This window comes from Streptomyces macrolidinus, from assembly GCF_023887685.1.
In the GTDB taxonomy this organism is placed as follows: domain Bacteria; phylum Actinomycetota; class Actinomycetes; order Streptomycetales; family Streptomycetaceae; genus Streptomyces; species Streptomyces macrolidinus.
Genome location: NZ_JAMWMR010000004.1, coordinates 115,510 through 135,140, shown reverse-complemented (window position 1 = coordinate 135,140; position 19,631 = coordinate 115,510). Strand labels below are relative to the sequence as shown.

Below are 19,631 nucleotides of genomic sequence, written 5' to 3'. Positions count from 1 at the left end.
CCTGCGTCGCGGCCTACTTGGTGAGGTGCTTCTCCAGGTCCGCGAGGACTTCGTCGGCGGCCGTCACGCCGAGGCCGAGGTACCAGGTCTCGTCGGGGACGTTGTAGGCGTGCCCCGCCTTCACGGCGCCGAGGTTCTTCCAGAGCGGGTTGTTCTGCGCCTTGGAGCGGTCGGTGGCCTTCGGGTCGCCGTAGACACCCGTGAAGATGTAGTCGGCGTCGGCCTTGTCGATGTTCTCGGCGCTGATCTCGGCGGCGAGGTCGTCGATGTCCTGGTTCTTCGGCCGGGGGATCCCGGCGTCCTTCAGGATCGTGCCGATGAACGAGGCGTTGGCGTACAGACGGATGACGCCATCGGGCAGGTAACGGACCATCGAGACGGTCGGCTTGTCCGCGCCGAGCTTCTCGCCGAGTTCCTCGGCCTTGCTCTCGTAGGCCGCGAGCTTCTGCTTCGCCTGCGCGGTCTTGTCGAGCGCGGCGGCGTTGAGCAGGTAGTTCTCCTTCCAGGTGAACCCGGGACGGAGAGAGAAGACGGTCGGCGCGATCTGCGACAGCTCGTCGTACTTGTCGGCGGCGCGGAGCTGGCTGCCCAGGATGAGGTCGGGTTTGAGGGCGGCGATCGCCTCCAGGTTGAGGTTGTTGATCGTGCCGACGTTCTTCGGGCTGCCCGCGCCCTTCTTCAGGTACGAGGGGAGTTCGGGGGATCCCTCGGTGGGCGCGAGACCGACCGGCTTGATGCCCAGGGACACGACGTTGTCGAGTTCACCGACGTCGAGGACCACCACACGCTGGGGCTGGGCCTTCAACTCGGTCTTGCCCATGGCGTGGGTGACGGTGCGGGGCCACTCGCCCGGTGCCGCGTCGGTGCCCATCGCCGCGGTCTTCTTCGCCGCGTCCGCGAACTCCTTCCCGCCCTGGGCGACGGACTTCTTGCCGCCCGCACCGGCCTCCGCCGAGGACTTGCCGCTCGCACCCTCGTCCGAGGCACTGGAACCACCACAGGCCGTCAGGGCGAGCGCAGCGGCGAGGGTGAGGGCTGCGGCGGCGGTGCCACGGCGTCCGACAGACATGGGGAGGGCTCCTGTCGTAAGGGGATCGAGGGGGCGAGGGGAACAAGGCGGCACCGCAACGCGCAAGCAGCCCGCGATGTTTAGGTAAGGCTTACCTTATGAGAAGTCCGCGCCTCTGGCATACTCGGAATCTGTGCTTCCGGTCACATGCCCGTGAATCGGTTTGCTCCGTCGGGTCGTTACGGGGCTCACCGTGCGGCCTCCCGCGCGGCCGGGACCGTCGCGCCACCGCCGTCGGCGTCCCCGAGCACGCCCTCGCTCTCGCTCGTACCGTCCGTCGACCGCGGAGGCCCGGGTACGACCATGGGTCCACCCGTCACCGGGTCCGGCACCACGACCGACGCGAGCCCGAACACCTCCTCGACCAGTTCGGCCTTGACGACGTCAACAGGCGCTCCCTGTGCGACGATCCGCCCCGCCCGCATGGCGATCAGATGGTCCGCGTAGCGCGCCGCCTGGTTCAGATCGTGCAGGACCGCCACAACCGTCCGGCCGCGTTCCCGGTTGAGTTGGCGCACCAGGTCCAGGACCTCCACCTGGTGCGCGATGTCGAGGTACGTCGTCGGCTCGTCGAGCAGCAGCAGATCGGTGTCCTGGGCAAGTGCCATGGCGATCCAGACCCGTTGACGCTGGCCACCGGACAGTTCGTCCACCGGACGCTCGGCCAGTTCGGCGGTCCCGGTCCGTTCCATCGCCGCCGAGACGGACGCCTCGTCCGCCTCCGACCACTGCTGCCACCACTTCTGGTGCGGCTGGCGCCCACGCGCGATCAGATCCCCCACCGTGATGCCCTCCGGTGGCACCGGGGTCTGCGGCAGCAGCCCGATCACCTGGGCGATCCGCTTGGTGGGCAGGCGGGCCAGTTCGGTTCCGTCCAGCAGGACGGCCCCGCGCCGCGGCTTCAGCAGTCGGCCGAGGGCACGCAACAGGGTGGACTTGCCACAGGCGTTGGGGCCCACGATGACGGTGACCTTGCCGTCCGGGATGTCGAGGTCCAACTCCTCGACGACCGTACGGTCCTCGTAGGCGAGGGTGAGATCCCGTGCGGTGAGACGGGAAGGCCTCGGGGCGCTGGAAGGGTTGCCGGTCACGCGTTTCCTCCGGAACGGCTGCTACGGGTGCGGACGATCAGCCACATGAGATAGGGGGCGCCCACCAGGGCGGTGAACACGCCGACCGGAAGCTCCAGCGGCGAGAGAAGCCTGCGGGCCAGCAGATCCGCGACGACTACGATCAGCGCGCCCGTCAGCGCCGAGCACACCAGCGGGACATGCGGGGTACGGGTGAGCCGACGGGCGATCTGCGGGGCGAGCAGTGCTACGAAGTCGACGGGCCCCGCCGCCCCGGTCGCGACGGACGCCAGGACGACACCGAGGACGCTGAGTCCGACCCGGACCCGGCCGAGCCGGATACCGAGGGCGGTGGCCGTGTCGTCGTCGAACGCCGCGCCGCGCTGCGCACGGGCCGCCCACAGCAGGAACGGCACCATCAGGAGCAGGACCGTGGCGAGCGGCGCCGCCTGGTCGTAACCGCGGCCGTTGAGCGATCCGGTGAGCCAGGTCTTGGCCTGCTGGGCGACCAGATAGTCGCCCTTGGTCACCAGCAGACGGGTCAGCGAACCGAGTGCCACCGAGATGCCGATGCCGATCAGGACGAAGCGGGAGGCCGTCAACCCGCCCCGCCAGGCGAAGAGATAGACGAGCAGCGCGGCGAGCAGTCCGCCCGCCACGGACACGTACGGCAGAACGGTGTAGGAGGTGAGGCCGAACGTCATCGCGGCGACCGTGGCCGCGCCCGCGCCGTGCGTGACGCCGATGACGTCGGGGCTGGCGAGCGGGTTGCGGGCCATGGTCTGGATCAGCGCGCCGGACATACCGAAGGCGGCGCCCACCAGCAGTCCGGTCACGAGGCGCGGCAACCGCAGCGTGCCGACGACGAGTTGATCGGGGCTGGGCATGCCGAGGAGGACGCGGACCACCTCGCTCGGCGCGACGAAGGACTCACCGACGCACAGCGACGTCACCCCCGCACCGGCGAGCAGCACGGTGAGGACGGCACCCACCACCAGGGCTCTGCGGTGCACGAGGAAGCTGCCTTGCCCGGCTCGTAGGACGACATGCCCGGCGGGCCGACCGCCTCCCACGCCCCCGACGCCGCTGATGTCTCCGACTGCTCCGCCGCGCGTCATGCCGCCACCGTCTTCCGTCGGACCAGTACGACCAGGAAGGGCACCCCGGCCAGCGCGGTCATCACGGCCACGGGCACCTCCGCGGGCCGTACGACGACCCGTCCGAGCACGTCGGCGAGCAGCAGCATCACGGGCCCGAGCAGTGCGGCCACGGGCAGCAGCCAGCGGTGGCCCGGCCCGACGAGGGCGCGGGCCATGTGCGGTACGGCGAGACCGATGAAGGTGATGGGACCGGCGGCGGCGACGGCGGCACCGGTCAGGACGGTCGCGCCCAGGGCGCCGGTCGCGCGCAGCAGGGCGACGTTGCGGCCGAGCCCTCGGGCGATGTCGTCGCCCAGCGCGAGTGCGTCGAGGCCGCGGGCCATGGCGAGGACCAGCAGCAGACCGGCGAGGAGGAACGGCCAGACCTGACCGGCGATCGCGGCGTCCCTGCCGCTGATCGAACCGACGTCCCAGAACCGGAACTCGTCCAGGGCGCGTGCGTCGGTGGTGAGGACGGCCGAGATCAGCGAGGCGAGGAACGCGTTCATCGCGGCGCCCGCCAGCGCCAGTTTGACCGGCGAGGCCCCGCCTCGTCCGCTGCTGGCGACGGCGTAGATCAGGACCGCCGCGACGCCCGCGCCCAGGAAGGCGTACCAGACATAGCCGTTCAGGCTGTGCACGCCGAGGAAGGCGATGGCGCAGACGACGCCCATCGACGCCCCCTGGCTGATGCCCAGGATGCCGGGCTCCGCGATGGGGTTCCGGGTGATCCCCTGCAAGACGGTTCCGGCGACGGCGAGTGCGGCCCCGACCATCACCCCGATGACCGTCCGCGGCACCCGCAACGACCGTACGACCTGCGCGTCGGCGCTGTTACCGCCGTGCAGCAGGGCGTCCCACACCACGGAGGGCGCGATCGCCCGGCTGCCCACCGCGAGGCTGAGCAGGACCGCAAGCAGCAGGAGGAGAAGGGCGGCGACCAGCCACCCGAGGCGGCGTCCTACGACTCCTGACATGAACCCTTCCCGGCATCGCTTAGCTAAGGCTTGCCTTAGCCTACGCGGTGTCCGGAAGTCACCCTCTACGGGGCGGCGGTCGCCTCCACAGCAGGACGACCACCAGCAGCCCCGCCAGACAGGGCGCCATCCCGACCCAGCCCAGCACCGGCGGCAGACCGGTCTCGCTGGAGGTGTCCTTGGTGAGCAGCCCGGCCAGCCCCACGCTCACCCCGAGCACGAACGCCACGGTCGCGGCGGGGCGGGCCCACCGCTTGCCCGCCCTGACCGCCCATATCGTCCCGAGCCAGGTGAGCACACCGAGCGCTCCGATGACGGAGGACAGGACCAGGTAGGTGGTGACGGCGGAGTCGATGCGCGTGGGGGTGTACGTGGGGTAGGCGTCACGGATGTGATGGGCCATCAGGTGAGTGGTGGAACGGTCGGTGTACGGGACGATCGCCGCGAGGACGGTGAGCCCAAGTCCCGTACACATAACCGTGGTTACCCATCTCTCACGCTGTGTCTTCGTCATCAGAGCGTCGTCCTTCCGTGCGGCGCGGCGAGAGAGTCCTGGAGGAACTCGAAGATCTCCGCACGCGCGGCCTCGGCCTGCCGCACCACGCCCGGCATGCTGAGGAACGCGTGCCCCGCTTCGGGGTGTTCGGTCAGTCGCGCGGGCGTCCCGGCCGCTCGCAGTCGTTCGGCGTAGCGGCGGCCGTGATCGGCCAGCGGGTCGCGGGTCGGCACCACCACGAGCGCCGGGGGCAAGCCGCCCAGGTTGTCGGCGTACAGCGGTGACAGCGCGCGAGAGTCCGTGCCCGGCGGGACGGCCAGCCGTCGCATCAGGCGCAGTTGGGGCACGGTGAGCGTCGGGCTGTCGGCGTGCTCGGCGACCGAGGCGTGGTCGAGCATCGTCGCGGTCACGTCGACAGCGGGGTTGACCAGCACCTGCGCTCGCAGCCGTAGACCGGCCTCCCGGGCCCGGATCGCCGTCAGCGCGCTGATCAACGCGCCGCAGCTCTCACCGAAGACGGCGATGCGCGAGGGGTCGATACCCCAGGTCGCGGCGTTCTCCCTCACATGCCGAAGCACGTCCCAGCCGTCGTCGACGGCCGCCGCCAGTGGGGTGTCCGGGGCGATGAGGCGGTGCTCGACCGAGACGACGAGTGCGGGCAGTCGGGCGGCGAGGTGGCTGGTCACCCAGTCGCACTGCACCGCCGTACCGACGAACCCGCCGCCGTGCACGTGGAGTACGAGGGGCAACTCGCCCCGGCCCGCGCCGTCACCGCCGCTGCCGCTGTCGCGCTCTGTCGGCCGGTGCACCCGGACCGGGAGGTCACGGCCGGGCAATGCCACCTCTTGCCAGTCGATCGCGGCGCCCGGGTCCGGGTGCCCGGTGATGGCACGCATGTCGGGAGACGCACGCCGTCGGTTCTCCGCGTCGCGGTACGCGGCCAGTTCGTCGGCCGTCATCGCCGACCAGTCCGGCGCACCTCCCGTGGCCTGCCGCCGTAACCCGTCGTCCACCGAGGGGCGGTCCGTTCCGATGGCCTTCTCGCTCATGTCTCCTCCTGGAGTTCAGATGGCCCGCATGGCCGAAACCTACGCCGTAGGTTTCGCTCAGCAAGGTACTTTCTACGGTGTAGGTTGTGCAAACAGAGGGAGAAACAGAGGGAGTTGGACGTGGCCAGACGCACACGGGGCACCTCGGCGGGGCTCGACCGCGAGCGCATCGCCGCCACCGCCGTCGCACTCGTCGACCGCGACGGCCTGGAGCGCTTCGGGGTCCGGCGGCTCGCGGAGGACCTCGGGGTCGACCCGATGTCGATCTACCACCACATCAAGGGCAAGGCGGCGCTGCTGGACGCGGTCTCCGAGGCCGTGCTCGCCGAGATGCCGCCGGGCGCCGACGACGCGGCACACAACGGCGACGACTGGCGGGAGATCGCCCGCCACACGGCGCACCTCTACCGGGACATGGCCTACCGCCACCCCCGGGTGTTCCCGCTCCTGGCCACCCGCGCCCAGACCTCACCGGTGGCCCTCACCGCCCTGGAACGCCTGCTCACCGCGATGCGCGAAGCCGGACTGCCCGACCAAGTGGTCGCGGACGCACCCATGGTGCTGTTCGGCTTCCTCAACGGACATCTGCTGGCACGCACGGGTGAAGGGCCCGACGGACCCAGCCCTGTCCCCGAGTTCGACACCGAGACACACCCGACGATGTCCGCCCTCGCACCTCTGATGACCGACTTCGGGTCCATGACCGAGTTCAACCGGATGCTCGACATGGTGCTGGACGGAATCCAGGCCCGAGCCGACCGACAGGCGAGCCGCTGAAGCACAGGAGCCGCTGAGCACAGGAACCAGCACTTCGTGAAGATCTTCGGGTCGACGGTGGTGAACTCCGGTCACATCCTTCGCACGCCCCTGCGCGGGGTTGACCCGAGTCCCCCGTGATCGCACACTCGATCCCGCGCTCATCAGGTGACTGACGTCACATCACCGGCCACACCGACTCTCTCCGCCGCCGCACGTGCGCCATCGCAGAGCACCAACGCAGGCATCAGATCAGGAGACTTACATGGCCAGCCCGAGGCTACGTACCGCCGCCCTCGCTCTCTCCACCGTTCTCGCCGCAGGCGCTTCGCTCATCGCGGCAACCCCGTCGTCGGCAACCCCTTCATCGGCAGCTCCGCGACCCGGCGCCGGGCCCTGGGCCACGGCCTGGGCCGGGAGTCCGGTGGAGGGGAGCACCTCGTCCGCCGCCTGTCCCAGCGCCGAGGGGCTGTCCCATCAGACCGTCCGTAACGTCGTCACCACCGGGGCCGCGGGGCGGCGTATCCGCGTCCGGCTGACCAACTCGTTCGGGACGAGCACCCTCCACGTAGGCCACGCCACCGTCGCCCGCCAAGGCTCCGGCGCCTCCCTTGAGAGCGGCACCCTGCGCGAACTCACCTTCTCCGGGCGGAAGTCCGCCGACATACCGGCCGGGGCGGAGCTGTTCAGCGACCCGGTGAACCTGAGTGTGAGAGGGCTGTCGCGTCTGTCGGTGAGTGTGTACGTACCGGGGAGCACCGGGCCGGTCACCCACCACAACCTCGGTATGCAGAACAGCTTCATCTCGTCGGCCGGTGACCACGCCGCGGCCGACGGGGGCACCGACTACCCGACGACCACCACCTGCATGATGCTGGTCGACGGCGTCGACGTGGTACGCGGTCACGGCGCCGACGGCACCCTCGTCACCCTGGGCGACTCCATCACCGACGGCGCCGCCTCCACCATGAACGCCGACCACTGCTGGCCCGACTATCTCGTACGGCGCCTCAGCCGACTGCCCGGCGCGGTACCGGCAGTGGCCAACGCGTCGATCAGCAGCAACGAAGTACTCGTCGACCGCGTCCCGGTGTACTTCGGCATCAGCGCGCTGCACCGGCTGGACCGCGACGTACTGAACCAGAGCGGCGTCACGTCCGTGATCCTGCTGGAGGGCATCAACGACATCGGCGCCGCCGGTGCCAAGGCATCGGACCTCGTCTCCGGCTACCAGGAGGTCATCGCACGGGCCCACGCCCGTGGCCTGAAGGTCTACGGGGGCACGCTGGTGCCCTTCATGGGCTCCAACGGCAGGTTCGGCGGTGAGTACGGCTCCGCCTACGGTGAGCAGCAGCGCCAGGCCGCCAACGAGTGGATCCGTACCAGCCATGCCTTCGACGGTGTCATCGACTTCGACAAGGCCCTCCGTGACCCCGCCGACCCCGCGTACATGCTCCCGGCCTACGACTCGGGCGACCACCTCCACCCGGGCGACCTCGGCTACCAGGTGATGGCCGACACCATCGACCTCGGCATGATCCTGCGCAAGTAGCCCCGGATCGCCACCAGTTCACTCAGGGTCGCCGCCGCTCTCCGACTCCTCGCGCTTGCGGCGACGGTAGGCGGCGGCCCGCTCCTTGCCTCCACAGGCGGTACTGGAGCACCAGCGCCGTCGGCCAGGTCGGCTCGTATCGACGAAGAGCAGTCCGCACTCGGCGCCGGCGCACTCCCGGACGCGGCCACGGGCGCTGCCACCGAGCAGGTCGATCGCGTCACGGGCGAGCGTACTGAGTACGGCCTGCGCGGCTCCGTCGGACGGGAGCGTCAGCCGGACGTGTCCGGCGCGCAGGACGGGAACGAGCGGCGGGGCCGCGGCAGCCGCGTTGATCAACGCCTCGTCCTGGCGGGCCGCCGGGCGACCGCTGATCACTGTCCGCGCCTGGCGGTAGATCGCCTCGCGCAGCTCACGCGCTTCGTCGAGTTCGCGGGAGGTGACCCGCACGGACGCGTCCAGGAGGCCCGCCTCCCGGCACCACCGTGTGAGATCGGACGGTCGGCGCAGACGTTCGTACCGGCCACGCCAGCGTTCGCCCACCGTGGCCACGAACGCGAGACAGAGGCGTCCGGAGCGGAAGTTGAACGCGAGTTCCTCCGCGGGTACCTCGCCCGATGGGCTTGCCTGGATGGTCACGTCACGACTATAACTCGTGACCATGGCTATGGCTGATGGCTCCGCGCCCATACCCTCGTGGTCTCGTGTCGAGACCTTCCTCCGCGACCGAGGCGCCGCCGACATGCCCCACCCCGGCGGCACTCTCCTGCAACACCTGTGTCGCGTACGGCAGTTGCTGGCGGACTGGGGAGCGGATCCCGTGGTCCAGGTGGCGGGGCTGTGTCATGCGACGTACGGGACCGACGGGTTCGACCAGTGGCTGCATCCGGTCACCGATCGATCCTTGCTGGCCGAGCTGATCGGCGACCGCGCCGAGGCTCTGGTCCATCTGTACGCGTGCTGCAACCGTGATGTCGTCTACCCGCAGTTCGGGGGCACCGAGCCGATCGTCTTCCGTGATCGCTTCACCGGTTCCGAACACACGCCGAGCGAAGCCGACTTGCGCGCGTTCATCGAGATCACCGCCGCCAATGAACTCGACGTACTGGCCCACAACGACGAGTTGGCCGCGCGCTACGGAGCCGATCTGCATCAACTGTTCGTCCGCTCGGGCGACTTGCTCTCCACCGCCGCCCGCGAGGCCTGCACGCGGCAGCTCGGCCACTTCGCTTCTCCCGTACAGATCACGGGAATCGACCACCTGGTGCTGACCGTCGCGAGCATCGAGCGGACCCTCGACTTCTACCAACGGGTCCTCGGTATGCGGCCGGTCACCTTCGGGGAAGGGCGCCGCGCCCTCGCCTTCGGCACCAGCAAGATCAACCTGCATGAGGTCGGCCGCGAACTCATGCCGCGCGCCACCCGCCCCACACCGGGAAGCGCCGACCTGTGCCTGGTGACCGAACTGCCCCAGAGCCAGGTCCACCGGCACCTGACCGCTTGCGGTGTCGAGGTGGAGGAGGGGCCGGTACCGCGCACCGGTGCCCTAGGCCCGATGACCAGCACCTATCTACGGGACCCCGACGGCAACCTGATCGAGATCAGCACGTACGCCGCCGACAGCGACGAGCTTCACCAGTAACCGTCAGGCCGCGGGGGCCGGTTCACAGGGGCACGGGCGGTACTCCAGGCCGAGTTCGCCGTCGACCGCGCCGCTGGTCCGGGTGGCGGCGTCCGCGACCTTCTCCCAGGAGCCGTACTTGAGGTAGAGCTGGTCGGCCGTCGGGCCGAGCGGGTTGCCGTACTTCGCCAGGTTGCGCTCCTCGAGCAGCCGGACGTCCTCCGGTGACATCCCGGCCCGCGTGATCTCCTTGGCGTCATTGCGCATGTCGACCAGGCGGCGGGCGATCTCCTCCGGGCTGCGCCCTTCCGTACGCATCGCGCACCGCTCACGGTCCATGTCACCGATGAGCTGGTGGTACCGCATACGGATCTCCCGCTGCTCCACTCGCTCCGCCGGGGTGGAGCGGCGGATCTCGCACACCACCGGTTCCGGACTCGTGCACGGGCCGGTGCTGGGCGGTTCCTGGGACAGCGGGGCGACGACGACGGAGCCGCCGCAGGACTCCGCGCACTGTGCGGCGGGCGCGGCGACGAGCGTGGTGGACAGGGTGGTCGCCAGAACGGTGGCCGCGACCAGGGCGGCACGCCGCAGCAGCCGCACGGTGAGTGAAGGCACAGACATGGCGCCAGTCTTCGCGGCGGGGCAAGCGTGCGGCGGGTGGCGCGGGGGCGGCTCACTCCTGTGGGCGACGGGAACCAGACGGTGGTGTTGCGCGGCGGTAGCCGAGTTGACGGGAAGCGCCGACGTGACGCGTGGTGGCACTTGTCACCCCGACGCCGCGTCACCCGAGGTTGCGGCCAGTACTTCTGGCTGTTGGCCATGTCGGGCCCGCCTCAAGGCGGTTGATGCAGGTACACCGAGTCCCGTACCTGTGGTGACAGTGCGTCAGGACACCACGCGCAGGTGCGTCGGCCAGCCGATGCGGTCCAGGAGCCGGAACATCTTCTTGATGTCGGTAGGCGTCAACTTCACACATCCGTTGGACTGGTAGTCGACGTCGCCGTCCCACTTGCGGGCCTTGCCGCGGCCTTGGCTGCCGTCGCGGTTCATCTCGGAGTGGATGAACATCTCCGTACGCGTCAACGTGCCTTTGGAGCACCTCATGTCCTGGAGGTAGACGGCGTACCCCTTGATCAACTCACCGTCGTACGTACGGGTCTTGCGCCTGATCCCCCAACTGCCGTTCGGCAGCCAGCCCTTGCCGCGCGCGCAGTCGTTCTTGACGCCGATGCCCGACCCGGCCCGGTAGACGGCCCACAGCTTCTTGCCCCGGTAGACGGAGAGCCGTGAGTCGGTGGGGTCGTGCTGGTTCTTGTCGAAGACCAGCGCGGTCGCCGTGGTTGCCGCCGCGGGCGCCTCGACCGGCCGCTGTGCGGCGGCGGTCGGTGCCAGGGCCAGCGCGGTCACCACCGCCCAGGCGATCACGGCGCCGCGCAGGGGAAGTCCGTCGCTGCTCATGTGTACCCCTCGTTCTTCCGTAGGGCTTCCGTAGGGCTTGTGGGTGTGGCAGGGGTCGTGTGCGCGGGCAGGGGCGGGCCGTGCGGCCCGCCCCGTGCGCGGTCAGGCGATGGCCAGGCGGAGCTGGGCCGACTTCGTCTTCGCGAAGGTGAAGTTGAACGACTTCCGGACGCCGGAGTTGCACGCGGACACCTTGCGGTAGGCACCGTTGCCCGCGCTGATACGGACCACGGCGCACTTGCCGTCCATGCGGGTGTCCTCGACCCAGCCGGACACGGTCAGGTTGTTGCCCGAGCAGCGCAGGTCCCAGTGGGCTTCGGCCCCGCTGATCTTCGGGGACGCGGAGGACGGGCAGGAGGCCGCGCTCGCCTGGCCGGCGGCGCCGAGGGCCAGCCCACCGGCGATGACGACGGCCGACGTGACGGACGTGATGGTCTTGCGGACAGCGGACATGAGTGCCCCCTTCGGGCAGTGTGCTGACAAGGAACAGAGAGCGTGCCGGGACGAGTACCTGGACCTGATCGCCCGCCGAGGGGCGGACCGTCCGGGAGTGCCGGTCGCGGAATCAGCATTGCCGGGGCGGCCGGGCGGGAGAAGAAGATCCCGGCTGCTTGCCGAGGTGCATCGATGCACCGTGCATGGCAGGGCGCTGACCTGGTGTTATGGCTCGGTGCATCCCGCTGCATAGGGAATGCGGAGCACTCTCGGGAGTGAAGGCCCCGTCCTCGGGCGGCACGGATCGCAGCCCTGCTCAGTCGGAAGCGGAAGGCAGCGGGCTCGTGGCTCTCTGGTACTCAGGCGCCTTGACGGGAGGGAGCTGATTCACCAGCAGCGCCAGCCATGTGTCCACGTCCACCCGGCCGGTCTCGGGCATGCCGTACCTGTGCTGGAAGTACCTCACGTCCTCGGCGGTCACCGCGGTGAACTTCCCCGACACCGAAGTGCCGCCCAGACCCACGTTGTTCAGCAACTCCTGCACGGCCCGCACCTCGAAGGGCTTGGAGCCGGGCCCGACCTCCCGCACCAGCTCCGGCCAGGTCAGCTTGCCCACCTTGCCGTCGACCGGCAGGAACTTCCTGCGCTGGAAGTCCATGACGGCGTCCCGGGTGTCCTCCCGGAAGAACCCGTCGGTCCGCACCTTGTAGCCGTACGCGTTCAGCAGGTACTGGAGGGCGCGCGCACGGGTGTACTGGTCCTGCCCGTCCATGTACAGCAACGGCCACTCGTACGACGGCTCGCTCGCGGGAGCGGCACCGGCCGCGGCGGCGACCGTGGCCTCGCGGTCCGGCGTGGAGAGACGGTCGTTGACGACCATTCCGGAACTGAACGCCAGGACGATGGCCGCCGCGAGGAGAGTCGGTCGCAGCCAGCGGGTGCGGAGCCGACCGGATGCGCCGCCGCGCGCGACGGCGGCGTCGGTTCCCTCCCCGGGAACGGTCCGGGGAGCCTCCCCGGGAACGGCACCGGGGGCAGGGAGTTCGTCGGATCCGTTCGCACGCCCCGCCGCCACGCCCTGCTCCCCCGCACCGTCGGCGGCCCGTCGACGGCTGTTCTCGCGCAGCGCGGCCCGGCACAGCGCCCGCGCCTGTTCGAGTTCCGCCGCCGGGGCGCGCAACTGGGTGTGCAGGGACTCCACCACTCTCAGCGGAGCGGTCGACAGATGCATCGGGTTCAGGTAGCGCGACAGTGTCGTCTGGTCGACCCCCAGCCGCGCGGCCAGCGCCTGCTGCGTCGGCCGGGTGCCACCGGCCGAGCTCCCGGCCTCCTCCCACCAGCGGCGCAGCAGCCGCGCCAACCGCACCCCCGCGCTCCGCTCCCGGTCCTCGCCACCCCGCTCCTGCGCCATGTGTACGCGTCCCTCCCCGTCGTCCTGGCGAACAGCGTCCTGCCGAACACCAGGCCTCCGCAGCGCCTGCATAGCGCCATAACAGCAGGTCAGGTCTGTGCATGACGGCAGACAGCCGCTGCATCGGCCTCGGCAGCGCAGATCGTAACGACGCGATCGCCGCGTCCGGCACGGCCGCGTACGGGCCGTCCACGCCCCCGCCTCGGCTCCGTACGACCCCGGACGTGCGGCCAAGCCGTCTGCGCCCGCGTCGGTCGGCCTTGTCCGACCACCGCGGTACGACGCCCTGCGTTCACCCGGACGAGTGCACGCCACAGCGGCGGACCAGAGCGGCCGACTCACCCACAGGAAGGAGTGGTGTCGCGACGTGGTGTGCGTAGCGCGAGTGAGCCGGGGTACCCGGGGTACTCGGGTGCTCCGGACCGAGAGGAGGCGGAGACCGTGACCGGGACGATCGAAGCAAGGCCCAGGAGTGATCGGCGCACCCCCGTGCGCGACCGCCCGACGGGCGCACATCCGGTGGACGACCGCATAAGGGACGAGGACCTGATGAGGGACCACGCCCTGCGCGAGCGTGCGCCGAGCGACCGCTCGATGGGCGAGCGTGCGCCCGGCGAGCGCCCGATGGGCGACCATTCGATGGGACAGCTCGTCCACGAGGCCACCGAGCAGATCTCCCAGCTCGTACGGCAGGAGATGGCCCTCGCCAAGATGGAACTGACCCACAAGGGGCGCCGTGCGGGCCGCGGCGGAGGGATGCTGGGCGCGTCCGGCGCGCTCGCCTACATCGCACTGTTCGCGTTCGCCGCGGCGGCGGCTGCCGCCCTGGTGCTGTTGCTGCCCGTGTGGGCCGCGGCACTCACCGTGGCGTTCGGGCTGATGCTGCTCGCGGGTCTGCTGGGCATCGTCGGACGCACTCAGTTGCGCCGGGCCGTACCGCCCAAGCCTCAGGAGACGATGCAGAGCGTCAGAGCGGACGTCGGGGAGATCAAGGGAAGGGCACACCACCGATGAGCGACAGGATGCGAGGGGCGCGCGGAGGGCCCGGAGCGGCCTACGGTGCCAAGGGCCCCGACGAGCTGAGGCTGCAGATCGCACAGACCAGGAGCCGGCTCGGCGACACCGTCGAGGAGCTGGCCTACAGAGCTGATGTGAAGAGCCGGGCCAAGGCCCGCGCCTCCGGCCTGAAGAACAAGGCGGGCACGATGACGGGCCAGTTGCGCAGCGGTGCCTCACAGGCCGCGCACCGAGCCCAGGAGAAGGCGGCGCACGCCACGCACACGGTGCAGGAACGACGGGCCGCCCGCGCGCACCGGCACGACGGGCACAAGCAGATGGGCGGGACGGGCCGCACCGGTTCGGACATCGGGCCCGCCGGCACCCAGGAAGGAGTGGGTGAGGCCGGTTCGAAGGGAGGCCAGCGCTCAAACAAGCGTTCGCTGCTCACCGGTGGCGGGACGGCCGCGGCGCTGACCACGGCGGGAGTACTGCTCCGACGGCGCCGGGCCCGGCGCCGGCAGACCCCCAACGGGCCGCTGGAGACCATCCAGTACTGGGGCACCCAGGCCCGGGACAAGGTGACCGGGACCGGGACCGGGAGTCGGACCTGGGGTCGGAGCGCGACTCGGACCACGGCTCGGGCCGGGCGAAAGAGCTGGTGCGGCAAGCGTTCCTGAGGCGAACGACGACGAAGGGGGCGCCCGGCCGGTCGGCGGGCGCCCCCTTCGCGGTCACGTCACTTGTTCAGGTGCGCCCAGAACTCGTCGAACGACAGGAGCTTGTCACCGTCGAGGTCGCGGGACGCGATGACGGCCTCCGCCACCGCCTCCGTCACGTTCCAGTCGCCTCCCTGCGCGAGGGCGGTCTTGAACTCGGCGGCGGTGATGAACCCGTCGCCGTTCTCGTCGATCCGCTGGAATTCCTTGCGTGCTGTCTCGATGTCCGCCACCGGACCCGCCCCTTCTACCTGCTGTCCTTACGGACCGCACCTACTGACGAAGACCAGGTTAACGGTCGCCCTGGCCGTCCTGGTCATCCCGGTCGCCCTGGCCGTCCTGGTCGTCCCGGGCGTTCCCGGCGTCCCGCGCGTCCCGGGTGTTCGGGGCAGGCGACGACGGTGACGGCGGTGACGGCGCCGAAGGGGTACGGCGACGCAGCCGCCTACGCGCCAGCAGGACGATCAGGACGACCACCGCTACGGCGGTCGGGTACAACCCGTAGCGTTGAACGGCCGGATACAAGGTGTTGATGTGGCCGCCTGCGAGAGCTCCGAGGGACACCCAGGTGCCCACCCAGAGCACCGCACCAAGGGCGTTGAAGGCGAGGAAGCGGTGCCAGGGCATGCCGCTGAGTCCGGCGATGATGCCATTGGCCTGACGCAGCCCCTCGATGAAGCGCGCGACGGTGATGACCTTGCCGCCGTGCCGGGTGAAGAACTCCTCCGCCTTGGCGACACGCTCCGGGGTCAGCAGGACATAGCGGCCGAACCGCGCGACGAGGCGGCGACCACCGTAACGGCCGATGACGTAGCCGATGTTGTCACCGGCTACGGCCGCGACCACCGCGATCACGGCGACGGCGAACACGTTCAGCCGCCCTGCCCCGGCATATACGGCCGCGGCGATCAGCACGGTCTCCCCGGGAACCGGAACGCCGAAGTCCTCCAGGAAGATCAGGCCGCCGACCGCCGCGTAGCCCCAGTCCTCGAGGACCGGGGCGAGGTCGGCCAGTACGCCCGGCAGGGGAGGCGCGGTCATCGTGGCGCGACGTGTGGAAGTTGCTCAACTACCGGACTGACGGCCCGACAACACCCGACCGAGTTCGGTGGGAACGACCGAGGAGTGGCGGTTGGCGATGACCCACCTGCCGTCGGACATGGTGCGGGTGAAGCGGTACAGGCCGGTGTTCACGGCGCTGGTCGGGCCGAGGACGTCGATGATCTGCCGCTTGGTGGGTGAGTGCGAGGCGTTCGCGCGCACGTGGGGATGAGCGGAGGGTGAAGCGTGTGTCGTGGCGGCGTACGCGGCTCCGGTCCCGTCGAACAACAGGGCGGCGGCGACAAGAGCAACTCCGGCAGCGCGCGTGCGCTTCATCGAGCCCTCCGGCAGGGTGGACGAGACGAACAGACTGACGACGCGTCAAGCGTTCCTCAGCTCGGACGAAGCGGCATCTTGGCGGGGCACGCGGGTGACGGCCGGACGGAGACATCGGCCGGGGAGGCACCAGTGAAGCTGCCGGTACCTGACGGGCCCCTCGACCCGTCAGGTACCGGCAGCAGATCTCAGCCGTCGTCGTCAGAAGTCGTCCGCGCCGTTGCGCAGTTCGGGGGTCCAGTAGCCGGTGAGAGCCTGCGCCGGGTCGACGGCGACGCCGCCGCTGCCGGGCGCGGAGACGGTGATGACCGTCGAGTCGCCCTCCAACATGACGGAGAACGCCACCACGGGCTCGTTGTCCTCGTCGACCCCGCCGTTCGACAGCTTCACCAGGGCGTAGGCCGGGGCTCCCGCCGCGAGCACGACCGGTGCGGCCGGCTTGCTCTTGGCGACGGACGGTACGTCCTGCTTGTGGCTCTCCAGGAACTGGATGCGCGGAAATCCCGTCAGCCGGCAGGAGTGGCCGGAGGTGTTCTTCGCCGTGAGGACGAGATGGGTGTAGGGCGGGCCGCCCTGCTTGGCGGCGGTGATGGTGACATCCCGCGCGGTGCAGACCGGGGTGGAGGCGGTCGCCTGCTTGCCGGTGGACCCGGAAGAGCCGTTGGCGCCGGTCGTCCCCGCGGAGCCGTCGGCGTCGGCGGAGCCCGCCGAGCCCTTCGACCCCGTCGCTCCCTTCGAGTCCTTCGATCCCGTCGAGCCGTTCGAGGCCGCCGAGTCGGTCGAACCCGTCGGGTCGGACATGCCGGTGTCCTTGCTGTCCGACGCCTCCGCGGTCGCCGAAGAGGTGGCCGCGGACGTCGACTTGGTGTCCTCGTCGCTCTGGCAGGCGGTGAGGGACAGGACGAGGGCGGTGCCGGCGACAGCGAGCAGGGCGGAGCGGTGACGAAGAGTGTTCATGGAGGTTCTTCCGTGAGTAGTACGGGGCCGCGGTCTGCACCGAACACGTCGTTCGAATGACTGGTTCACATACCTGTGGGAAGTGCGGCGCCTGCCTTGAGTCGACCACCTCCGGGCCCTGCCTCACCAGGCGGTTCTCCCGGCAGAAGTACCGTCCGCCATACTTCTGCCGGGGGCTCGCATCCGGACGGGCCGGACGATCGGGGAACATCGACGGTGCGCGATGGCACGCTTCCCACGGGGGACTTCGGGCAGCGGCTGCGCCATCTGCGGGCACGCGCCGGACTGAGCCAGGAGGCTCTCTCGCACGCGGCCGGGGTGAGCGTCAGGGCCCTGGCCGACATGGAACGCGGGCGCACCCGAGGGCCACAGCGCCGTACGGTTCAGATGCTGGCCGAGGCGCTGGGACTGGACGACGACGAGGCGGCGAGCCTGGAGAAGTCCGCCGCACTGGGCCGTCCGCGCCCCCGGACGGCCACCGGCCCGGCCGCCCCCTCCGCCCTGGCCCTGCCGCGCGACATCCAGGACTTCACCGCCCGCGTCCCGGCCCTCGCCCGGTTGCTGGAGCTGGCCCAGGACATCGAGCCGAGCCGGCCGGTGGTCACCGTGGTCACCGGGCAGCCCGGTCTGGGCAAGACCGCGTTCGCGGTGCACGCGGCGCATCGCCTGACCCCGTACTTCCCGGACGGGCAGTTCGCCCTGGACCTGCACGGCATGGATCCCGAACCGACCACTCCCCGGGACGCACTCGCCCGGCTGCTGGGTGCGATGGGGGTCACGGACGCCGCGATACCGGTCGGCACCGACGACCGTGCGGGTCTGTGGCGATCCATGGTCGGCGGCCGACGTGTGCTCCTGCTGCTGGACAACGCCGTCGACGAGTCCCAGGTCGCTCCCCTGCTGCCCGGTACCGGCCCGTCGCTGACCCTCGTCACCAGCCGTCACTCCCTGGCGGGTCTGGAGTCCGTCCACCGCTGTGATCTGGCCCTGCTGCGGCGCGAGGAGGCGGTCGAACTCCTGACCCGCATCATCGGCCCGGACCGGGTGCGGGCGGAGGCACAGGCCGCACGTGACCTCGCCGACCTGTGCGGGTATCTGCCGCTGGCCGTCCGGATCGCGGGCCAACGCCTCCTCAGCCGCCCGCACGAACGCCTCGGCAAGCTCGTCGCCCGCCTCGCCGCCGAGGGGCGGCGACTGGACGGCCTCCAGGCCGGAAGCCTGCGGGTGCGTGCCGCGTTCGCGCTCTCGTACCGGCAACTGCCCCCGGAATCACGGACGTTCCTGCGCCGTGCTTCGCTGGCCGCCGGGGCGGACTTCAGCCCGGAGACCGGCGCGCTCCTGGCCGATCTGTCCTACGACGACGCGGTGGCCCGCGCCGAGGAACTGACCGACGCCGGGCTGCTCCAGAGCGATGCCGCCGCCGAGCGTTACCGCTTCCACGACCTGCTCAAGCTCTACGCGGCCGAGCAGGTCGCGGCCGAGGACGGCCCCGTGATCCGCGACGCCGCCCTCGACCGGACCGCACGATGGATGCTGCGCCGGGCCACGGCCGCAGCGCTGCACTTCGACGTCGAGCACGCCCGGACCTCACCGTACGGCGACCCCGACCCGGACGGGGCGCCCACAGGCCGAGAGGAGGCGCGGGCCTGGCTGGAGGCCGAGCGAGCCCAGTGGCTCGCCGCGCTGCGCCGGGCCCACGACAGCGGTCACCACCGGCAGGTCCTGGACACGGCGGAGGCGATGCACTGGTTCTCCGACCTCAACCAGCACTGGGAGCAGTGGGTGGAGGTGTTCCAGCGCTCCGCCGACTCCGCCCGCGCGCTCGGCAGCGGTCAGGAGGAGGCGGTCCATCTCAACTACCTCGCCTGGGCCTACAACCTCTGCGTCCACGATCCGCACACCGCCCTGACGACCGCCGACGCCGCGCTCGTGGCGGCCCGAGACTGCGGGGACGGGCTTCAGGAAGGCTGGGCACTCGGCTACGGTGCGGGCGCGCTCCACCGGCTGGGCCGGACGGAAGAGGCTCACGCGCGGCTGCGAGAGGCGGCCCGCTGCCTGACCTCGCAGGACTCCCCGCAGGCCCGTCTTGCCGAGCTGACGATCCTCAACTCCCTTGGCAGCCTGCTCCGTCAGGCCGGTCGAACGGCGGAGGCCCTGGACATCCACCGCCGCAGCGAGCGGATCTGCCGCGAGGGAATCCCGGGCCGGCCGGAGGAGTTGATCGCGTTGTACCACGCGGTCGCCCGGCAACAGATCGGCAACGACCTGGCGGCCCTGGGACGTTGGACCGAGGCCGAACCCTCGCTCCGCCAGGCCCTCGCTGCCTTCGAGGCCGCCCAGATGCCGGCCTGGGCCGGACCGGCCCGACTCGACCTGGGCCTGGTACTCCGCGCCACAGGGCACCCGGAGGCCCGCGAAACACTGCTCGCCGCCCGCGACGCGCTTGCCGCACTGAGCAACCCACGCCGGTCCGAGGCCACCACCGCCCTCGCGGCACTCGAGGAAGCCGCCGCCCGGTCGATCAACTAGTTGATCCTCAGCGCGCG

General features: G+C 70.6%; 21 protein-coding genes. 6 read left to right on the top strand and 15 right to left on the bottom strand.

Translation table 11 applies throughout. The features are described 5' to 3' along the window. Positions 1 to 13: 13 nt before the first annotated feature. From NGF19_RS06380 to NGF19_RS06355, 6 genes are all read right to left on the bottom strand, one after another. Positions 14 to 1,069 (bottom strand): ABC transporter substrate-binding protein, encoded by a 1,056-nt coding sequence (locus tag NGF19_RS06380; protein ID WP_252422839.1) that lies wholly within the window; start codon positions 1,067 to 1,069, stop codon positions 14 to 16. A 188-nt stretch (positions 1,070 to 1,257) separates the two neighbouring features. Then, on the bottom strand, positions 1,258 to 2,160 hold the full coding sequence (locus NGF19_RS06375) for an ABC transporter ATP-binding protein (protein ID WP_252422837.1): 903 nt from the start codon (positions 2,158 to 2,160) through the stop codon (positions 1,258 to 1,260). Beyond that, positions 2,157 to 3,257 (bottom strand): FecCD family ABC transporter permease, encoded by a 1,101-nt coding sequence (locus tag NGF19_RS06370; RefSeq protein ID WP_252422835.1) that lies wholly within the window; start codon positions 3,255 to 3,257, stop codon positions 2,157 to 2,159. The genes NGF19_RS06375 and NGF19_RS06370 overlap by 4 nt, the downstream gene beginning before the upstream one ends. Continuing rightward, positions 3,254 to 4,255 carry a FecCD family ABC transporter permease gene (locus NGF19_RS06365; protein WP_252422832.1) on the bottom strand — a complete coding sequence of 334 codons (1,002 nt, stop codon included), beginning with the start codon at positions 4,253 to 4,255 and terminating at the stop codon, positions 3,254 to 3,256. Before NGF19_RS06365 ends, NGF19_RS06370 begins: the two co-directional genes overlap by 4 nt. 58 nt (positions 4,256 to 4,313) lie before the next feature. Then, positions 4,314 to 4,730 carry a hypothetical protein gene (locus NGF19_RS06360; protein WP_252422831.1) on the bottom strand — a complete coding sequence of 139 codons (417 nt, stop codon included), beginning with the start codon at positions 4,728 to 4,730 and terminating at the stop codon, positions 4,314 to 4,316. A gap of 38 nt (positions 4,731 to 4,768) precedes the next feature. Further along, positions 4,769 to 5,710: an alpha/beta hydrolase gene (locus NGF19_RS06355; protein ID WP_252423206.1), complete on the bottom strand. Its 942-nt coding sequence runs from the start codon at positions 5,708 to 5,710 to the stop codon at positions 4,769 to 4,771. Between the two features lie 210 nt (positions 5,711 to 5,920). Here NGF19_RS06355 and NGF19_RS06350 point away from each other — a divergent pair, with 210 nt between their 5' ends. Together NGF19_RS06350 and NGF19_RS30890 are read left to right on the top strand one after the other, a co-directional pair. Next, positions 5,921 to 6,577: a TetR/AcrR family transcriptional regulator gene (locus NGF19_RS06350; protein WP_252422829.1), complete on the top strand. Its 657-nt coding sequence runs from the start codon at positions 5,921 to 5,923 to the stop codon at positions 6,575 to 6,577. 403 nt (positions 6,578 to 6,980) lie between these two features. Beyond that, positions 6,981 to 8,108, top strand: coding sequence for an SGNH/GDSL hydrolase family protein (locus NGF19_RS30890; RefSeq protein WP_252422827.1), 1,128 nt, complete (start codon positions 6,981 to 6,983; stop codon positions 8,106 to 8,108). A gap of 18 nt (positions 8,109 to 8,126) precedes the next feature. Here NGF19_RS30890 and NGF19_RS06340 read toward each other — a convergent pair whose 3' ends face one another. Next, the gene (locus tag NGF19_RS06340; protein ID WP_252422825.1) at positions 8,127 to 8,747 is read right to left on the bottom strand and encodes a CGNR zinc finger domain-containing protein; all 621 of its coding nucleotides are present in this window, start codon (positions 8,745 to 8,747) and stop codon (positions 8,127 to 8,129) included. A 22-nt stretch (positions 8,748 to 8,769) separates the two neighbouring features. On the opposite strand from NGF19_RS06340, the gene NGF19_RS06335 reads away from it, so the two are divergent. Continuing rightward, positions 8,770 to 9,750, top strand: a complete 981-nt coding sequence (locus NGF19_RS06335; protein WP_372505591.1) for a VOC family protein — start codon at positions 8,770 to 8,772, stop codon at positions 9,748 to 9,750. A gap of 3 nt (positions 9,751 to 9,753) precedes the next feature. Here the strand turns inward: NGF19_RS06335 and NGF19_RS06330 are convergent, their stop codons facing one another. The 4 genes from NGF19_RS06330 to NGF19_RS06315 form a co-directional block, all read right to left on the bottom strand. Next, positions 9,754 to 10,353, bottom strand: a complete 600-nt coding sequence (locus NGF19_RS06330; protein WP_252422821.1) for a hypothetical protein — start codon at positions 10,351 to 10,353, stop codon at positions 9,754 to 9,756. A 264-nt stretch (positions 10,354 to 10,617) separates the two neighbouring features. Next, the gene (locus NGF19_RS06325; protein ID WP_252422819.1) at positions 10,618 to 11,190 is read right to left on the bottom strand and encodes a L,D-transpeptidase family protein; all 573 of its coding nucleotides are present in this window, start codon (positions 11,188 to 11,190) and stop codon (positions 10,618 to 10,620) included. 102 nt (positions 11,191 to 11,292) lie between these two features. Further along, positions 11,293 to 11,643, bottom strand: a complete 351-nt coding sequence (locus tag NGF19_RS06320) for a hypothetical protein (RefSeq protein ID WP_252422817.1) — start codon at positions 11,641 to 11,643, stop codon at positions 11,293 to 11,295. 298 nt (positions 11,644 to 11,941) lie between these two features. Beyond that, complete coding sequence (locus tag NGF19_RS06315; RefSeq protein WP_252422813.1) at positions 11,942 to 13,036, bottom strand: peptidoglycan-binding domain-containing protein; 1,095 nt, start codon at positions 13,034 to 13,036, stop codon at positions 11,942 to 11,944. Between the two features lie 594 nt (positions 13,037 to 13,630). Here NGF19_RS06315 and NGF19_RS06310 point away from each other — a divergent pair. Together NGF19_RS06310 and NGF19_RS30885 are read left to right on the top strand one after the other, a co-directional pair. Then, positions 13,631 to 14,050, top strand: coding sequence for a phage holin family protein (locus tag NGF19_RS06310; RefSeq protein WP_252423204.1), 420 nt, complete (start codon positions 13,631 to 13,633; stop codon positions 14,048 to 14,050). After that, positions 14,047 to 14,712 carry a DUF3618 domain-containing protein gene (locus NGF19_RS30885; protein ID WP_308288453.1) on the top strand — a complete coding sequence of 222 codons (666 nt, stop codon included), beginning with the start codon at positions 14,047 to 14,049 and terminating at the stop codon, positions 14,710 to 14,712. The genes NGF19_RS06310 and NGF19_RS30885 overlap by 4 nt, the downstream gene beginning before the upstream one ends. Positions 14,713 to 14,771: 59 nt before the next feature. On the opposite strand, the gene NGF19_RS06300 is transcribed toward NGF19_RS30885, so the two are convergent. The 4 genes from NGF19_RS06300 to NGF19_RS06285 form a co-directional block, all read right to left on the bottom strand. Further along, complete coding sequence (locus NGF19_RS06300; RefSeq protein ID WP_252422812.1) at positions 14,772 to 14,984, bottom strand: EF-hand domain-containing protein; 213 nt, start codon at positions 14,982 to 14,984, stop codon at positions 14,772 to 14,774. A 58-nt stretch (positions 14,985 to 15,042) separates the two neighbouring features. After that, positions 15,043 to 15,792 (bottom strand): DedA family protein, encoded by a 750-nt coding sequence (locus NGF19_RS06295; protein ID WP_252422811.1) that lies wholly within the window; start codon positions 15,790 to 15,792, stop codon positions 15,043 to 15,045. A gap of 24 nt (positions 15,793 to 15,816) precedes the next feature. Next, positions 15,817 to 16,128, bottom strand: a complete 312-nt coding sequence (locus tag NGF19_RS06290) for a hypothetical protein (RefSeq protein WP_252422807.1) — start codon at positions 16,126 to 16,128, stop codon at positions 15,817 to 15,819. Positions 16,129 to 16,329: 201 nt separating this feature from the next. Beyond that, entirely contained in the window at positions 16,330 to 17,085 is a 756-nt protein-coding gene (locus NGF19_RS06285; protein ID WP_252422805.1) for a DUF4232 domain-containing protein, read from the bottom strand. A 216-nt stretch (positions 17,086 to 17,301) separates the two neighbouring features. On the opposite strand from NGF19_RS06285, the gene NGF19_RS06280 reads away from it, so the two are divergent. Beyond that, entirely contained in the window at positions 17,302 to 19,614 is a 2,313-nt protein-coding gene (locus tag NGF19_RS06280; protein WP_252422804.1) for an ATP-binding protein, read from the top strand. Positions 19,615 to 19,631: the final 17 nt, after the last annotated feature.

What these genes read in the sequence shown, in the direction of transcription:
- NGF19_RS06380 (WP_252422839.1), bottom strand. Translation starts at nt 1,069, where the DNA reads ATGTCTGTCGGACGCCGTGGCACCGCCGCCGCAGCCCTCACCCTCGCC.
- NGF19_RS06370 (WP_252422835.1), bottom strand. Translation starts at nt 3,257, where the DNA reads ATGACGCGCGGCGGAGCAGTCGGAGACATCAGCGGCGTCGGGGGCGTG.
- NGF19_RS06365 (WP_252422832.1), bottom strand. Translation starts at nt 4,255, where the DNA reads ATGTCAGGAGTCGTAGGACGCCGCCTCGGGTGGCTGGTCGCCGCCCTT.
- NGF19_RS06360 (WP_252422831.1), bottom strand. Translation starts at nt 4,730, where the DNA reads ATGTGTACGGGACTTGGGCTCACCGTCCTCGCGGCGATCGTCCCGTAC.
- NGF19_RS06355 (WP_252423206.1), bottom strand. Translation starts at nt 5,710, where the DNA reads ATGACGGCCGACGAACTGGCCGCGTACCGCGACGCGGAGAACCGACGG.
- NGF19_RS06335 (WP_372505591.1), top strand. Translation starts at nt 8,770, where the DNA reads ATGGCTATGGCTGATGGCTCCGCGCCCATACCCTCGTGGTCTCGTGTC.
- NGF19_RS06330 (WP_252422821.1), bottom strand. Translation starts at nt 10,353, where the DNA reads ATGTCTGTGCCTTCACTCACCGTGCGGCTGCTGCGGCGTGCCGCCCTG.
- NGF19_RS06325 (WP_252422819.1), bottom strand. Translation starts at nt 11,190, where the DNA reads ATGAGCAGCGACGGACTTCCCCTGCGCGGCGCCGTGATCGCCTGGGCG.
- NGF19_RS06320 (WP_252422817.1), bottom strand. Translation starts at nt 11,643, where the DNA reads ATGTCCGCTGTCCGCAAGACCATCACGTCCGTCACGTCGGCCGTCGTC.
- NGF19_RS06315 (WP_252422813.1), bottom strand. Translation starts at nt 13,036, where the DNA reads ATGGCGCAGGAGCGGGGTGGCGAGGACCGGGAGCGGAGCGCGGGGGTG.
- NGF19_RS06310 (WP_252423204.1), top strand. Translation starts at nt 13,631, where the DNA reads ATGGGCGAGCGTGCGCCCGGCGAGCGCCCGATGGGCGACCATTCGATG.
- NGF19_RS30885 (WP_308288453.1), top strand. Translation starts at nt 14,047, where the DNA reads ATGAGCGACAGGATGCGAGGGGCGCGCGGAGGGCCCGGAGCGGCCTAC.
- NGF19_RS06295 (WP_252422811.1), bottom strand. Translation starts at nt 15,792, where the DNA reads ATGACCGCGCCTCCCCTGCCGGGCGTACTGGCCGACCTCGCCCCGGTC.
- NGF19_RS06290 (WP_252422807.1), bottom strand. Translation starts at nt 16,128, where the DNA reads ATGAAGCGCACGCGCGCTGCCGGAGTTGCTCTTGTCGCCGCCGCCCTG.
- NGF19_RS06285 (WP_252422805.1), bottom strand. Translation starts at nt 17,085, where the DNA reads ATGAACACTCTTCGTCACCGCTCCGCCCTGCTCGCTGTCGCCGGCACC.